At 72.5% G+C, this 14143-nt stretch carries 13 protein-coding genes; 4 read left to right on the top strand and 9 right to left on the bottom strand.

Annotated elements, in window-relative coordinates:
• Nucleotides 1-6: 6 nt before the first annotated feature.
• Together J3S20_RS12335 and J3S20_RS12330 are read right to left on the bottom strand one after the other, a co-directional pair.
• Nucleotides 7-564 (bottom strand): LemA family protein, encoded by a 558-nt coding sequence (locus J3S20_RS12335; protein WP_216836776.1) that lies wholly within the window; start codon nt 562-564, stop codon nt 7-9.
• Between the two features lie 29 nt (nt 565-593).
• Nucleotides 594-1262 carry a DsbA family oxidoreductase gene (locus tag J3S20_RS12330; protein WP_216836775.1) on the bottom strand — a complete coding sequence of 223 codons (669 nt, stop codon included), beginning with the start codon at nt 1260-1262 and terminating at the stop codon, nt 594-596.
• 171 nt (nt 1263-1433) lie between these two features.
• On the opposite strand from J3S20_RS12330, the gene J3S20_RS12325 reads away from it, so the two are divergent.
• Nucleotides 1434-5177, top strand: a complete 3744-nt coding sequence (locus J3S20_RS12325) for a beta strand repeat-containing protein (protein ID WP_216836774.1) — start codon at nt 1434-1436, stop codon at nt 5175-5177.
• Here the strand turns inward: J3S20_RS12325 and J3S20_RS12320 are convergent, their stop codons facing one another.
• On the bottom strand, nt 5178-6359 hold the full coding sequence (locus tag J3S20_RS12320; RefSeq protein ID WP_216836773.1) for an aminotransferase: 1182 nt from the start codon (nt 6357-6359) through the stop codon (nt 5178-5180).
• Nucleotides 6356-7066, bottom strand: coding sequence for a DNA-3-methyladenine glycosylase family protein (locus J3S20_RS12315; RefSeq protein WP_216836772.1), 711 nt, complete (start codon nt 7064-7066; stop codon nt 6356-6358). The genes J3S20_RS12320 and J3S20_RS12315 overlap by 4 nt, the downstream gene beginning before the upstream one ends.
• Nucleotides 7067-7289: 223 nt before the next feature.
• Between J3S20_RS12315 and J3S20_RS12310 the strand changes: the two genes are divergently transcribed.
• Both J3S20_RS12310 and J3S20_RS12305 read left to right on the top strand, forming a co-directional pair.
• Nucleotides 7290-8018: a response regulator gene (locus tag J3S20_RS12310; RefSeq protein WP_168050915.1), complete on the top strand. Its 729-nt coding sequence runs from the start codon at nt 7290-7292 to the stop codon at nt 8016-8018.
• A gap of 2 nt (nt 8019-8020) precedes the next feature.
• Nucleotides 8021-9382, top strand: coding sequence for an ATP-binding protein (locus tag J3S20_RS12305; RefSeq protein ID WP_216836771.1), 1362 nt, complete (start codon nt 8021-8023; stop codon nt 9380-9382).
• A 171-nt stretch (nt 9383-9553) separates the two neighbouring features.
• On the opposite strand, the gene J3S20_RS12300 is transcribed toward J3S20_RS12305, so the two are convergent.
• Nucleotides 9554-9760 (bottom strand): hypothetical protein, encoded by a 207-nt coding sequence (locus J3S20_RS12300; protein ID WP_216836770.1) that lies wholly within the window; start codon nt 9758-9760, stop codon nt 9554-9556.
• Nucleotides 9761-9873: 113 nt separating this feature from the next.
• Here J3S20_RS12300 and J3S20_RS12295 point away from each other — a divergent pair, with 113 nt between their 5' ends.
• Nucleotides 9874-10539 carry a hypothetical protein gene (locus J3S20_RS12295; RefSeq protein WP_216836769.1) on the top strand — a complete coding sequence of 222 codons (666 nt, stop codon included), beginning with the start codon at nt 9874-9876 and terminating at the stop codon, nt 10537-10539.
• A gap of 4 nt (nt 10540-10543) precedes the next feature.
• Here the strand turns inward: J3S20_RS12295 and J3S20_RS12290 are convergent, their stop codons facing one another.
• From J3S20_RS12290 to J3S20_RS12275, 4 genes are all read right to left on the bottom strand, one after another.
• On the bottom strand, nt 10544-10963 hold the full coding sequence (locus tag J3S20_RS12290) for a hypothetical protein (protein WP_246602720.1): 420 nt from the start codon (nt 10961-10963) through the stop codon (nt 10544-10546).
• Between the two features lie 161 nt (nt 10964-11124).
• The gene (locus tag J3S20_RS12285) at nt 11125-12168 is read right to left on the bottom strand and encodes an ABC transporter ATP-binding protein (protein ID WP_246602783.1); all 1044 of its coding nucleotides are present in this window, start codon (nt 12166-12168) and stop codon (nt 11125-11127) included.
• A gap of 11 nt (nt 12169-12179) precedes the next feature.
• On the bottom strand, nt 12180-13190 hold the full coding sequence (locus tag J3S20_RS12280; protein WP_216836767.1) for an ABC transporter ATP-binding protein: 1011 nt from the start codon (nt 13188-13190) through the stop codon (nt 12180-12182).
• Between the two features lie 8 nt (nt 13191-13198).
• Entirely contained in the window at nt 13199-14131 is a 933-nt protein-coding gene (locus tag J3S20_RS12275; RefSeq protein ID WP_216836766.1) for an ABC transporter permease, read from the bottom strand.
• Between the last annotated feature and the right edge of the window lie 12 nt (nt 14132-14143).

The raw sequence follows: 14143 nt of genomic DNA, 5'->3' as shown, positions 1-14143 counted from the left end.
CCCGGCTCAGAATTTTACCGATGGCGCGTTCCGCGTGGCCGCGCGCTCCGCCTCGTCCAGCTCGAAGAAGCCGCGCGGGCCGAAGCCGAGGGAGCCCGCGAAGAACACCGCCGGAATGGATTGGATCGAGGCGTTGTATTCCGCGACGCTGTTGTTGAAGAAGCGCCGGGCGGCGGCCAGCGTGTTCTCGACGTTCGAAAGCTCGCTCTGCAGCGCCAGGAAATTGGTATTGGCCTTGAGGTCCGGATAGGCCTCGGACAGCGCGAACAACCGGCTGAGCGCGGCGCCGAGCTGGCCCTCCGCCGCGCTGGCCTGTTCCGGCCCCTGGGCGCGCACCGCGGCATTGCGCGCCGCGATCACCGCCTCCAGCGTGCCGCTCTCATGCGCCGCATAGCCCTTCACCGTCTCCACCAGGTTGGGGATGAGGTCGTGGCGCTGCTTCAGCTGCACCTCGATATCCGCCCAGGCCTGGGCGACGGCCTGCCGCAGCGAGACCAGCCGGTTGTAGATGACGACCAGCCACAGCAGCAGCAGGACGACGAGGCCGAGCAGCACCCATTCCATGCGCCAATCCTCCGCAATCGGCGCGGATGCTACGCGGCCGAGGCACGCTCCGATAGGATGGCATCGGCGCGGCGGAAGGCATCCGCCATGCGGCTGGCCGGCAGGGCGCCGCTGAACAGCAGGTGGCGATCCAGCAGGAAGGACGGTACGCCCGAGATGCCGCCGCTGCGCGCCGCCGCATCCTCCGCCAGCACCGCCTCCCGGTACTCGTCGCCGGCCAGCATGGTGGCGACCGCCGCGCCGTCCATCCCCGCTGCGGCGGCCAGTTCCACCAGCGTCGCAGGGTCGCCCACGTCGCGGCCTTCCTGGAAATAGCCACGGAAGAAGGCCTCCAGCACCGCATCCTGCAGCCCCTGCCCATGGGCCATACGCACCACGCGGTGAGAGGCGACGGAATTCGGCGTGCGCTCCATCAGGTCGTGCCGGAAGGTCAGGCCCACATTGCGGCCGGCCTCCGCGACATTGGCATCCAGCTCCCGCCCCCGCGCCTCGGAGCCGAACTTCTGGGCGCGATAGGCAGCGCGCGGCACGCCTTCCGCCGGCATGTCCGGGTTCAGCTGGAAGGGCCGCCAGCGGAGATTGAAGCGCAGCCCCTCCTCCGCCAGCATCGCCAGCGCCTCGTCCAGGTTCCGCTTGCCGATCCAGCACCAGGGACAGACCGAGTCCGAGATCACGTCCAGGTTTCGCAGGGTGGTCATGGCCAGGCTCCTCCGGCGTCTGGCCGATCAGTTGCCCATCCGGGGCCTTGCGCGCAACAGGGCGGGTCGGAATTCAGCCTCCGTTAAGCCTGGCCGGCGCAGACTCGCGACCCCAGGGATGCTCCCGGACCGCGAAAACCCGGACCCCGCGCGCCGCGCCGAGGACCCGCCGTGTCGATCGCCGCCACCTCCAGCACCGCCGGTTCCACCGCCGCGGGCGCGCGCCACCTGGCGACGCTGCTGGCCAGCATGAGCACCGGCCAGATCGCCATGCTGCAGCCGGAGGTTTTTGGGCGGCTGCCGGGCCTCGCGCTGTCGGGCCTGGCAACCTCGCAGATCGAGTCGCTGGCCACGACGCAGCTGGCCGCGCTGAAGCCGGCGCAGCTGGCGGGGCTGGCCGGAACGCAGCTCTCCAGCCTGGCGGGCACCCAGGTGGCGGCGCTGTCCACCGCGGCTTTGTCCGGACTGACCATGACGCAGGCCGGCAGCCTTTCCGCCGCCTTCGCCAGCAGCCTGGCGGCAACCCAGATCGCAGCCTTCTCCGCCGCCGCCATCGCGGGCCTCGGCACGGACCGGCTGGCGGCGCTGGCGACCACGCAATCCGCGGCGCTGACCCGTAACCAGATGCTGGCGCTGAAGGGCACGCAGGTGGCGGCGCTGTCCACCGCCAGCATCGCGGCGTTGTCCGGCACGCAGCTCGCCGGCCTGTCCACGGCCGGCATCGCGGCGCTGGGCACGGCGCAGGTGGCGGCGCTGTCCGGCAGCCAGATCGGCTCGCTCAGCCGCGCCCAGGTCGCGGCCTTCGGCGCGGCGCAGATCGGCGCGCTGGCGCCAACCCAGCTGGCCGCGCTGGGCACGCAGCAGATCGCCAGCTTTTCGGGGGCGGAGGTGGCGGCGCTGTCCTCCACCGCGCTCGCCGCGCTCTCCACCGACCAGATCGGCGGCCTCGGCGCCGCGCAGGTGAAGGCGATCCAGCCGGACCGGCTGGCGGCGCTGAGCACGGGCCAGGTCGCAGCCATCTCCGCCGCCGCGGTGGCGGTGCTGACCCTCGGCCAGGTCCAGGCCCTGGCCACCACCCAGGCCGGCGCGCTGACCACCTCGCAGATCCGGGCGCTGGGCAGCAGCCAGGCCCGGGCGCTGACCTCCACCCAGGTCTCGGCCCTGTCCACCACCCAGCTGGCGGCGCTGACCCCCGCGGCGCTGGCCGGCATCGATGGCGCCGATTTCGATGCCCTGGCGACGAGCCAGATCGCCGCCCTTTCCACCACCCAGATCGCCGCGCTGAAGCCGGCGCAGGTCGCGGCCATGGGCACGGCGACACTGGCGGCGCTGGACACCGCGCAATTCGCCGCCCTGTCGCGCAGCGCGGTCTCCGGGCTCACCACGGCGCAGCTCTCGGCCCTCGGTACCGCGGGACTCGCGGCGCTCAGCACGAGCCAGGTCTCCGGCCTCGGCGCGGCGCAGGCTGCGGCGCTGACGGCGACCGACCTCGGCGCCCTGGCCAGCACCCAGCTGGGCGCATTGGCGCGCACCGCGGTGGCGGCGCTGGCCACCACGGCGCTGGCGGCGCTGGGCAGCACCAGCCTGGCGGCGCTGGGCACCGGGCAGGTGGCGGCGCTGGGCAGCGGGCAGCTGGCAGCCCTGTCGACCCAGAACCTCGCCAGCCTGGCCACCACTCAGGTCGCGGCGCTGTCGCGCACCGCAGTGGCCGGGCTGGCGACCACGCAGCTCGCCGCCCTCGGCACGGCGCAGCTGGCGGCCATGGGCTCGGCGCAGCTCGGCGGGCTGGGCAGCACGCAGCTGGCCGGGCTGGCCGCGACGCAGCTGGCGGCGCTGTCCAGCAGCCAGGTGGCGGGGCTGGCGCCGACCGCGCTGGCCGGGTTGACCGGCGCGCCCATGCAGGGGCTGGCGGTCGCGGGGCTGAGCGTCCTGCAGGTGATGGGCCTGGGCAGCGCGCAGCTCAGCGCGCTGAGCACCAGCCAGGTGGCGGCGCTGAGCAGCACCCAAGTGGCGGGGCTCGATCGCTACCAGGTGCAGGCGCTGCCGGATGGCATGATGGCCGCGCTGGGCACCTCGCAGGTGGCCGCGCTGAGCGCCGGCGGCATGCTGGGGCTGGAGGCCACGGACCTCACCGCGCTCTCCACCAGCCAGGCGGCGGTGCTGAAGCGCAATCAGGTGGCGGCGCTGTCCAGCACCCAGGCGGGGCTGCTGGCCGGGACGCAATTGGCCGCGCTGACCACGACCGGCATCGCGGGCCTCGGCTCGGCGCAAGCCTCCGCACTGGGCAGCACGGCACTTTCGGCCCTGGGCACCACAAGCTGGGCGGTGCTGTCCAGCGCGGCGATCGGCGGGCTGGCCGCCACCGCCATCCAGGGCATTGGCAGCGCCGGGCTGGCGGCGCTGGGCACGGGGCAGGTCGCGGCGCTCGGCACCGCGCAGCTGATGGCGGCGACCAGCAGCCAGCTTTCGGCGCTGACCACCACCCAGCTCGGCGCGCTGGCGGCCAGCCAGATCGGGCCGCTGGACGGCACGCAACTGGCCGGGCTGGCGACCACCCAGCTTTACGCCCTGGCGCCGGCCGCGCTGTCCACCCTGGGCACCACGGCCGCCGCGAGCCTGGCGACGACGCAGCTGGCGGCGCTCGGCACAGCGCAGATCGCGGGCCTGTCCTCCACCGCGCTGGGGGCGCTGGCCACCACCCAATTGGCGGCACTCGGCAACAGCCAGGCGGCGGCGCTGGGTTCGGCGCAGATCGCGGCGCTGGGCAGCAGCCAGGTGGCGGCGCTGGCCACCACCCAGCTGGCGGCGCTGAGCACCGCCGGCATCGCGGGCCTTGGCGTCGGCGCGCTGGACGGGACGCAATGGGGCGCGCTGAGCAGCGGGCAGGTGGCGGCGCTGGGCTCGGCCCAGCTCGCCACCGTCTCCTCGGCGCAGGTGGCGGCGCTGGCCAGCACGCAGCTGCAGGCGTTGTCCGCCGCCGGCATGGCCGCCCTTGCGCCGCAGGGGCTTTCCACCGGGCAGATCGGGCTGTTTGGCACCTCGCAGCTGGCGGCGCTGGGCTCGTCCCAGGTCGCGGCGCTGGCCAGCACGCAGCTGGCGGCGCTGGCCTCGACGCAATTCGCCGCCTTGGCGCCGGCGGCGCTGGCCGGGCTGGACCTGGCCCAGGCCGCGGACCGGCTGCCGGCGCTGAGCGCGGCGCAGGCTGGCGGGCTGACCGCGACCCAGGTTGCCGGCCTGTCCGCCACCAGCCTGGCGGGACTGGCGGATACGCAGATCGCCGGGCTTTCGGCCGCGGCGCTCGGTGGGCTGACCACGGCGCAGATGGATGCGCTCGGCACCCGCATCGGGCTGCTCGGCACGGCGCAGGTTTCGGGGCTGGGCGCGGCGCAGGTGGCGGCGCTGTCCACCACCACCATCGCGGCGCTGAGCGCGGCGCAAATCGGCAACCTGTCCTTTGGCGGCACCAGCGGGCTGGCCACGACGCAGATCGCGGCGCTGGGCACGGCGCAGGTCGCGGCGCTGCGCGGCCAGCAATTCCTGGCGCTGGGCACCAGCCAGGTGGCGGCGCTGGCCTCCACCCAGCTGGCGGCGCTGACCGGCACGCAGGTGGCGGCCATGTCGCCCGCCCAGCTCGGCGCGCTGGACAGCGCCCAGGTGCAGGCGCTGGGCCCCGCCGCCATTGCCGCGCTGGATGCCGAGCAGATCGAGGCCTTCGCCCCCGCCGATGTCGCCGCCATCGAACCCGAGGAATTCCTGGGGCTGGCGCGGACCGCGGTGCAGGCCCTGTCCTCGGACCAGATCGCGGCGGTGACCACGGCGCAGCTGGCGGCCATGCGGGCGCGGCAGATCGAGGCCTTCAGCCGCAGCCAGCTCTATGAGATGACGCCGAGCCAGCTCACCGCGCTCTACGGCTGATCAGCGCCCCCAGGCCAGGGCCGCCTGGCGCAGCCGGGCCGGCACCTCGGCCAGCACCTCTGCCCCCGCATTCGCGAAGGCCAGGCGCAGATGGCGCTGCTGGCCGGGGCCGAAGAAGGGGCCGGGCAGGGTCATCAGCCCCTGCTCCGCGGCCAGCCAGGCGGCCGCAGCCTCTGCGTCGGGCGCGCCCTCGGGCAGCCGCAGATACGCAAAGTAGGTGCCGATGGCGTCCAGCCGCCAGCCGGGCATCTGGGCGATGCCGGCGCGGAACAGCGTGGCGCGCTCGGCCATCACCGCCCGGTTGCCGGCGCGCCAGCCGGAAAGCGCCGGCACCGCCCAGGCCAGCGCCGCCTGGGCCGGCCGCGCCGGGCAGATCTGCCAGGTGTCTAGCGCCTTGGCCAATTCTGTCCGGAATGCCGGGCCCGCGGCCACTGCCCCCAGGCGATGCCCCGGCACGCAATAGGCCTTCGAGAATGAATAGAGATGCACCAGGCCGTCGCGCCAGGACGGGTCGGCGAACAAGGCGTGCGGCGGGGATTGGGCCTCGGTGAGAAAGTCCCGATAGGTCTCGTCCAGCACCAGGGCCACGCCACGGGCGCGGCAGATCCGAGAAAATTCCGCGATGACCTCGGGCGGATAGACGGCGCCGGTCGGGTTGTTGGGGGTGACCAGGACCAAAGCGCGGACCGGGCTGGCATCCATCAGCGCGGCGGCCTCGGCGGGGTCGGGCACGAATCCGGCCTCCGCCCGGCAGGGCAGCGGCACGGGGCGGACGCCGCGCATGGTCAGCGCCATCTGGTGGTTGAAGTACCAGGGGGTGGGCAGCATCACCGCCTCGCCCGGCGCGGACAGCACCGCCATGGTCATGGCGAAGGCCAGGTTGCAGCCGGCGGTGATGGCGACATCGGCGGGCGCGATGTCCGCGCCGTAGAAGCCGGCCATGTCCGCGGCCAGGGCGGCGCGCAGCGGCGCATCGCCATCGATCGGGCCATAGCCGGCGCAGGCGGTGCTGCCCGCGGCCTCCGCCAGCCGGGCCAGCAATTCGGGGGGCGGCGGATAGCCGGGCACCGCCTGGGTCAGGTCCAGCGCCGGCCCGGCGCCGCCCCGGTAGCGCGCGGCCCAGGCGCGGGCGGCGGGGATGGGAGGATGCGCGGTGCGGCACAGGGCAGCGGAGAAATTCATCCGGCCAAACTGCCGCCGGCGGGCGCGGCCGGCAATGGATCCTCGATCAGCGGCCGGCCGGTGACATGGCGCCAATGGTGCCAGAACAGCCGCGCGGCGATGCCGCGCCAGGGCTGCCAGGCCAGCGCGATCTCGGCGAGTTGCTTCGGCGTCGGCCGGCTCGGAAGCCGCTTCAGATGCGCCACGCTGGCGGCGAGTGCGATGTCGCCGCTCGGGAAGATGTCCGGCCGGTCATGGGCGAACAGCAGATGCACCTCCGCCGTCCAGCGGCCCAGGCCGCGGATGGCGGAGAGATGTGCCACCGCCGCCTCGTCCCCCATCGCCTCCAGCGCCTCCAGCCGCAGCGCGCCATCAAGGCATGCCGCCGCCAGGGCGCGGGCATGCGCCGCCTTGGGCCGGGACAGGCCGCCGATGCCGCACAGCGTCGCATCGTCCATCGCCACCAGCGTCGCCGGTTCCAGCGCGCCCGGAATCGCCGAAAGCCGCCGCCAGATGGCGCCGGCCGCCTGGTTCGAGATCTGCTGGCCGCAGATGGTCCGCAACAGCCCGGCGAGGCCCGCAGGCCGCGATCGCCAGGGCAAGGGCCCGGCCGCGTCCTCGATGGCCGCCAGATCCGGATCCGCCGCAACCAGCGCCACGATGGCCGGGCGCACCCAGGCCGGGGGTTCGGGAAAGTTCGGCGGCGGGGATTCAGGAGAAAGGGTCATCCCCGCCGCCAGTACAATACGCCATCCCCGGTTGGGAGGGGGGAAGTCCCAGGCCGGCATGGCGCCTTGCGGTCCGACAAATGCGCCCTGGCGGTTACGCGGTAAGGGTCGGGAACGTCAGGAAGTGCAACGCTGCGTAACCGCACCGCCCTGGGTCACAAGCCGCAACACGCCCGAGGCTTTGGCCCCTAGGGGCCCGCCTGCTGCGCGCTATGTTACGGCCATGGACGCCACAGCCCCGCATATCCTCGTCGTCGATGACGACCGCGAAATCCGCGAGCTTCTGGGAAAATTCCTTGAGAAGCAGTCCTTCCGCGTGACCGCGGCGCGGGATGCGCGGGAGGCGCGGAAGCTCTGGCCGCTCGGCCGCTACCATCTGGTGGTGCTGGACCTGATGATGCCCGGCGAATCGGGCCTGGACCTCGCCCGCTGGCTGCGCACCCAGTCCGAGGTGCCGATCGTTATGCTGACCGCGATGGGGGAGGAGACGGACCGCATCGTCGGCCTGGAACTCGGCGCCGACGACTATGTGGCCAAGCCATTCAACCCGCGGGAGCTGCTGGCCCGCATCCGCGCCGTGCTGCGCCGCGCCACGGCGGACAGCAGCACCGGCCCATCCCAGGAGCCGCCGGCCAGGGTGCTGCGCTTCGCCGGCTGGGTGCTGGAGCCGACGCGCCGGCGCCTGCTGAACCCCCAGGGCGCCGAGGTGCCGCTGACGGGCGGCGAATACGAGCTGCTGATGGTGCTGGTGGAACGCCCCAACCGGGTGCTGACGCGGGACATGCTGATGGACCTGCTGCGCGGCCGCCAGGCCGGGCCCTTCGACCGCGCCATCGATGTCGCCGTCTCCCGCCTCCGCCGCAAGCTGGAGGATGACGGGCGCAATCCGCAGGTGATCAAGACCGTGCGCGGCGGCGGCTACGTTCTCTCCGCCACCGTCGAGCGCGGCTGAAGGTGCGCGACTGGCGGATCTGGCGCGCCTTTCGCTGGCTCTGGCCCTGCAGCCTGGCGGGCCGCACGGCGCTGGTGCTGATCATCGGCCTGATCCTGGTGCAGGTGGCGGGGCTGACCATCCATGCGCTGGACCGCGTGGACCTGCAGCGCTTCCAGCATGCGCGGGAGATCTCGCAGCGCTCCTTCGGCGCCTGGCGCAGCCTGCTGCCGCTTTCGCCCGATCGGCGCCAGGCGGTGCTGGACGATCTGGACATGCCGCCGGGCATGCGGATCACGCTGGACGAGGTGGCGCTGGCGCAGCCGGGCTTCCCGCCGCCGCCGCCGCCGCTGATCAGCCTGCTGCGCCTGGACCAGCTGCGCTTCGCCCCGCCCCGGCTGCGGCCGCGGGAAGTGGTGATCGCGACCCATGGGCATCCCGGCCGGCTGATGGTCAGCCTCCGCTTTCCGGACAAGGGCTGGCTGAACCTGCGGCTGGAAATGCCGCCGCCGCGACCCTGGCATTCGCTCACCTTCCTCGTCGCCTTCGTGCTGATGACCCTGGCCGCCGTGGCGCTGACCCTCTGGGCAGTGCGGCGGCTGACCCGGCCGGTCGGCGCGCTGGCCGAGGCGGCAGACCGGCTGGGCCGCGACGTGAATGCGCCCCCCTTGCCCGAGACCGGCCCCGCCGAGGTCGCCACCGCCGCGCGCGCCTTCAACACCATGGCCGAGCGCATCCGTCGCTTCGTCGGCGACCGCACCCAGATGCTGGCCGCCATCGGGCATGACCTGAAGACGCCGATCACCCGGTTGAAGCTGCGCGCGGAATTCCTGGAAGATGACGAGCAGCGCCGGAAGATGCTGGCCGACCTGGATGAGATGGAGGCGATGATCGCCGCCACGCTGGCCTTCGCGCGCGACGATTCGACGCGCGAACCCTCCGTGCCCGTGGACCTCGCCTCGCTGTGTCGCACCGTGACGGATGAGGCGGCGGATGGCAGCCCGGATTATGCCGAGCTGATCACCTATATCGGGCCGGAACACCTGACGGTGGCGGCGCGGCCGGGGTCGCTGAAGCGGGCGCTGGCCAATCTGGTGGGCAATGCCGTGGCCTATGGCGGCTCCGCCACGCTGCGGCTGCAGCCGCCGGTGGGCGGGGTGGTGCGGATCGCGGTGGAGGATGACGGGCCGGGCGTGCCGGACAGCGAGCTGGAGAACGTCTTCCAGCCCTTCCGCCGGCTGGAGGCAAGCCGCAATCGGGAAACCGGAGGCACCGGGCTGGGCCTGCCGATCGCGCGCAACATCTTCCGCGCGCATGGCGGCGACGTGGTGCTGCGCAACCGTCCGACCGGCGGACTCTCCGCCCTCGCGACGCTGCCGGTGTGAGGCGGCTCGGAGACCGTTTGAGAATGCCGGCGGCTGAGGGACCGCAGGCGATTTTTCGTTCCTGCAAGGCGGGCGGTGCGGCCGATGCTGGTTGCATCGGCAAGCCGCCCAACGCGGCAGGGGCGGAAAAGCGCCGCGGGACCGACCCGTCCGGTCTTCTCAAACGGTCTCTCAGGGCCCGAAGAGGGCCAGCGCGACCTCCCCGGCCACCAGGCTGGCGCTGAGTGCGATCAGCGACCAGCGCATCGCCTCTCGCCAGGCAGGCTCCCGCGCCGGGGCCCGGGTGATGACCCGCGGCCGCGGGGGGATGCGGAGCCCGTCCGGAATCTCGCGGGCGATCTCGGCCGGGCGGCGGAAGTCGAGGGCGATGGTGCTCATAGCGTGAGAGGAACATAACCAGAACATGAACGCAAGCGGAATCATCCCGCGCGGCGCGCCCCTTGTGGAGGCGCCGCCGCCCCGCAAACATGGCGGCAGGAAGGGAGCGCCGCATGTCCGCATCTGATGGGTCCCCGCTCGGCCGCCGGCTGCTGGTGCTGCGGCTGGCTGCGGCAAGTGGCGGGGCGGCGGTGCCGGCGGCGGCGCGGGCGCAGGGCGCCAAGTCCGGCGGCGGCGGCGTGCAGGACAATAAGGGCGCCGCGCCTCCGCCGGCGAACAGCGGGCTGACCGATAGCGACCCCAGCGATGCCCCCGGCCGGGGTCGTGGCGGCAGCCGGCCGAATGGTGGCGGCGTGAGTGACAGCGACCCGAGCGACCCGCCCGGCCAGGGGCGCGGCGGCAGCCGGGCGCCCGCCGGCCCGACCGACAGCGACCCCACCGACCCGCCTGGCCAGGGCCGGGGCGGCAGTCGCCCGCCCTCCGGACCCAGCGACAGCGATCCCTCGGACCCGCCAGGTCGGGGAGGCGGCGGCACTGCGCCGCGCAACGGCGTGACCGACAGCGATCCCAACGACCCACCCGGCGCTGGGCGCGGCGGCAATCGCCCGCCCCGCAAGGGCGCGGATGGCCCGACCGACAGCGACCCCACAGACCCGCCTGGCGCCGGGCGCGGCGGCAATCGCGCGCCCCGCAAGGGCGCGGATGGTCCGACCGATAGCGACCCCAGCGACCCGCCAGGCCGGGGACGAGGCAGCGCGCCCGAAACCAAGCGGACCTGACGGCTCAGCCGATCCGGATGCCGCGCCCCGCAAAAAAGCGATCGAAATCGGCGGGCGGCAGGCGCGTATCCTCCTGGCTGGCGCGGCTGTCGCCGGAGGGGTTGTGGAAGCGGAGCCGCCCCGCCTCGTCCGTGCCGAATACCAGCACCAGATGCCCGCCGCGCCCGGGTGACGGCCGGTCGGGCCAGCGGATGGCGGGGTGGACGGAGGCGATGAACAGCCCCTCACCCACCAGATCGGCGGCGCCGAGATCAAGCTGGATCCGGGCCGCGATCCTCTGCCCGGCCAGCCAGGCCACCGCCCCGGCATAGATCAGGCCGCGGATCGTGCCATCCGCCAGCTCCTGGTAGCCGCCCTCGGCCTGCACGGCGCGGCGGATGGCATGGATCGGCGGCACCGGCCGGCCCTGCGCGCCCAGCACCATCTGCAGGCAGGCGCAGCCGCAGAGATGGCCGGCCCAGCGCGCATATTCGGCCGCATCCGCTGCGCCGCTGGCGGCCCAGGCGGGATCCGTCGCGGGGTCTTGGCCCGCCAGGAAGGCCGCGACCAGGTCGCGGCTTTCCCATTGGGCGCGATAGGGCGGGGTCAGGCGGCGTCGTTCAGGTGGCAGGCGCTGCGCTGGCCGGGCGCGATCTCCCGCAGCTTCGGCACCTCCACCCGGCAGCGATCGAAGGCATGCGGGCAGCGCGGATGGAAGTGGCAGCCCGGCGGCGGGTTCAGCGGCGACGGGATTTCGCCCTTCACGGTCGCAAAAGCGCGCTTGCGATTGCCGATGCGCGGCACGCTGGCCAGCAGCGACTGGGTATAGGGGTGGTTGGCCCCGCTGAAGACGCGTTCGGTGGGTGCTTCTTCCACGACGCGGCCGAGATACATGATCACGACCCGGTCGCTGAGATGCTCCACCACGCCCAGGTCGTGGCTGATGAAGAGGTAGGTGAGATCGAGATCCCGCCGCAGCTTCATGAACAGGTTCAGGATCTGCGCCTGGATCGAGACATCGAGCGCCGCCACCGCCTCGTCGCAGACGATGAACTCGGGCGCCACGGCCAGGGCGCGGGCGATGCCGATGCGCTGGCGCTGGCCGCCCGAGAACTGGTGCGGGTAGCGGCGCTTGAAGGCGGGGTCGAGGCCCGCGCGGCGCATCTGCTCATCGACATAGGTGTCGAAATTCGCCCGGGTGGTGAGGCCATGCACCAGCGGCGCCTCGCCCACGATATCGGCGACACGCATGCGGGGGTTCAGGCTGGCATAGGGATCCTGGAAGATCATCTGCCGCCGCAGTTTTCCGATCTTGGCCGCCTCGCCCTGCATGGTCGAGACGTCCTGGCCGTTCCACAGGACCTGACCCTCGGACTGCGGCAGGATGCCCGCGACGATGCGGCCGAGGGTGGACTTGCCGCAGCCGGATTCGCCGACCAACCCCACCACCTCGCCCTTGCGGACGCGGAGGTCGACATGGTCGACGGCGTGCACAATTTCCTCGCGCACATCGGCGCCGAGCCTGCGGGCCAGCTTGGCCGCGATATCGAGCTTCTTGGCGAAGCGGCGCGAGACCTGGCGCAGCTCGACCATCGGCGTTTCCGTCTCGGTGAAGACGCGCGGCGCCTCCGCCTGGGACTGGCTCTGCATCTGCGTTTGGCTCATGCCGCGGCCACCTCCTCGAGATGCGGGTGGTGGCAGCGGGCGAGGCGCTGGGGCAGCCAGGGGTGCAGCTCGGGCATCACGATGCAATCGGCGGCCGCCCGCGGGCAGCGGGCGCGGAAGGAACAGCCCTCCGGCAGGTTGAGGAGCGAGGGTGTCATGCCCGGGATCTGCCGCAGCGGCTCCCCGCGCTTGTTGCGGGACGGCACGCTGCCGATCAGGCCGTGGGTATAGGGATGCAGCGGCTTGTCCAGCACCTCCCCCACATCGCCGAATTCGACGACGCGTCCGGCATACATGACCGCGATATCGTCCGCGAGGCCGGCGACCACGGAGAGGTCGTGCGTGATCCAGAGCATCGCCGTGCCGGTGGTGGCGCACAGCTTCTGCACCTCCGCCAGGATCTGGCCCTGGATGGTGACGTCGAGCGCGGTGGTGGGCTCGTCGGCCACGATCAGGTCCGGGCGGTGCAGCAAAGCGATGGCGATGGCGACGCGCTGGCGCATGCCGCCGGAGAATTGGTGCGGATAGGATTTCAGCCGTTCGTCCGGGGACGGGATGCCGACCATGCCCAGCGCATCCCGCGCCCGGGCGCGGGCATCGGCCTCGGACACCTTCTCATGCGCCTGCACCGTCTCGATCATCTGCGTGTCGATGCGCAGCACCGGGTTCAGCGTCATCATCGGGTCCTGGAAGATCATCGCAATGCGGTTGCCCCGCAGGTTGCGCATCTCCTCCTCGGACCGCGTCGCCAGGTCCTTGCCCTGGAACAGGATGGAGCCACCGACGATGCGGCCGGGCGGATCCACCAGCTTCATGATGGAGAAGCCGGTGACGGTCTTGCCGGAGCCGCTTTCGCCGACCAGCCCCAGCACCTTGCCGCGGCCGATGGTGAAGGACACGTCGTCCACCGCACGCACCACGCCGGCGCGGGTGAAGAAGTGGGTCTGGAGGTTCCGCACCTCCAGCGTGGGCGCCGCGGCGGTCGCGGCGGTGGTGGTCTCGGCCATGGGCACCCTTACTTCTGCAGCCGCGGGTTCAGCACGTCGCGCAGCTGGTCGCCGACCAGGTTGATGGCGACGATGGTCACCAGCAGCGCGATGCCCGGGTAGAAGGAAATCCAGTATTTTCCCGACAGCATGTATTCGTAGCCATTGGCGATCAGCAGGCCGAGCGAGGGCTCGGTGATCGGCACGCCGAGGCCGAGGAAGGACAGCGTCGCCTCCAGCGCGATGGCGCGCGCCACCTGCATGGTGCCGATGACGATCAGCGGCGGCAGGCAGTTCGGCAGCAGGTGCCGGAACAGGATGCGGTATTTCGGCAGCGCCAGGCACTCCGCCGCCTCGATGTATTCGCGCCGGCGCTCGACCAGCGCGGTGCCGCGCACCGTGCGCGCGTAATAAGCCCATTCCACCACGACGATGGCGATGACCACGTTCGTCACGGACTTGCCGAGGAACGCCAGGATCATCAACGCGACGAGGATGGAGGGGAAGGACAGCTGCAGGTCGACGATGCGCATGATCAGGCTGTCGGTCTTGCCACCGGCATAGGCCGCGGCGAGGCCGAGCGAGGCGCCGACCATGCAGGCGATGAAGGCGGAGCCGGCGCCGACGGTCAGCGAGATGCGCAGCCCGTACATGATGCCGGACAGCATGTCCCGCCCCTGGTCATCCGTGCCGAGCCAGTAGGTGGTGGACCCGTCGCCGGACTGCGAACCGGGCTCCAGCCGCCCGTCCATGATGTCCAGCACCGCGAGGTCGTAGGGGTCCTGCGGCGAGATGAAGGGCGCCAGGATCGCCACCAGGATGATGGCGGTGATCACGATCAGCCCGCCGACCGCGAGTTTCGATTCCGCGAACTCCGAGACGAAGCGCCGGAACGGCGTCTCGACCTTGGCGTCCTTCACGGGGTCCTTGGCAGGCGCCCCCTGGCCGATGACGGCGCTCATGGCGTGGCCCCC

The organism is Falsiroseomonas tokyonensis (assembly GCF_019024325.1).
In the GTDB taxonomy this organism is placed as follows: Bacteria; Pseudomonadota; Alphaproteobacteria; order Acetobacterales; family Acetobacteraceae; genus Falsiroseomonas; species Falsiroseomonas tokyonensis.
The sequence above is the reverse complement of the archived record's forward strand: the minus strand, read 5'-3'. Positions and strand labels throughout refer to the sequence as shown.

Bases quoted from the DNA above. Each gene is read 5' to 3' on its own strand.
- J3S20_RS12335 (WP_216836776.1), bottom strand. From the start codon at position 564: ATGGAATGGGTGCTGCTCGGCCTCGTCGTCCTGCTGCTGCTGTGGCTG.
- J3S20_RS12330 (WP_216836775.1), bottom strand. From the start codon at position 1,262: ATGACCACCCTGCGAAACCTGGACGTGATCTCGGACTCGGTCTGTCCC.
- J3S20_RS12320 (WP_216836773.1), bottom strand. From the start codon at position 6,359: ATGAATTTCTCCGCTGCCCTGTGCCGCACCGCGCATCCTCCCATCCCC.
- J3S20_RS12315 (WP_216836772.1), bottom strand. From the start codon at position 7,066: ATGACCCTTTCTCCTGAATCCCCGCCGCCGAACTTTCCCGAACCCCCG.
- J3S20_RS12310 (WP_168050915.1), top strand. From the start codon at position 7,290: ATGGACGCCACAGCCCCGCATATCCTCGTCGTCGATGACGACCGCGAA.
- J3S20_RS12300 (WP_216836770.1), bottom strand. From the start codon at position 9,760: ATGAGCACCATCGCCCTCGACTTCCGCCGCCCGGCCGAGATCGCCCGC.
- J3S20_RS12295 (WP_216836769.1), top strand. From the start codon at position 9,874: ATGTCCGCATCTGATGGGTCCCCGCTCGGCCGCCGGCTGCTGGTGCTG.
- J3S20_RS12290 (WP_246602720.1), bottom strand. From the start codon at position 10,963: ATGGTGCTGGGCGCGCAGGGCCGGCCGGTGCCGCCGATCCATGCCATC.
- J3S20_RS12285 (WP_246602783.1), bottom strand. From the start codon at position 12,168: ATGCAGAGCCAGTCCCAGGCGGAGGCGCCGCGCGTCTTCACCGAGACG.
- J3S20_RS12280 (WP_216836767.1), bottom strand. From the start codon at position 13,190: ATGGCCGAGACCACCACCGCCGCGACCGCCGCGGCGCCCACGCTGGAG.
- J3S20_RS12275 (WP_216836766.1), bottom strand. From the start codon at position 14,131: ATGAGCGCCGTCATCGGCCAGGGGGCGCCTGCCAAGGACCCCGTGAAG.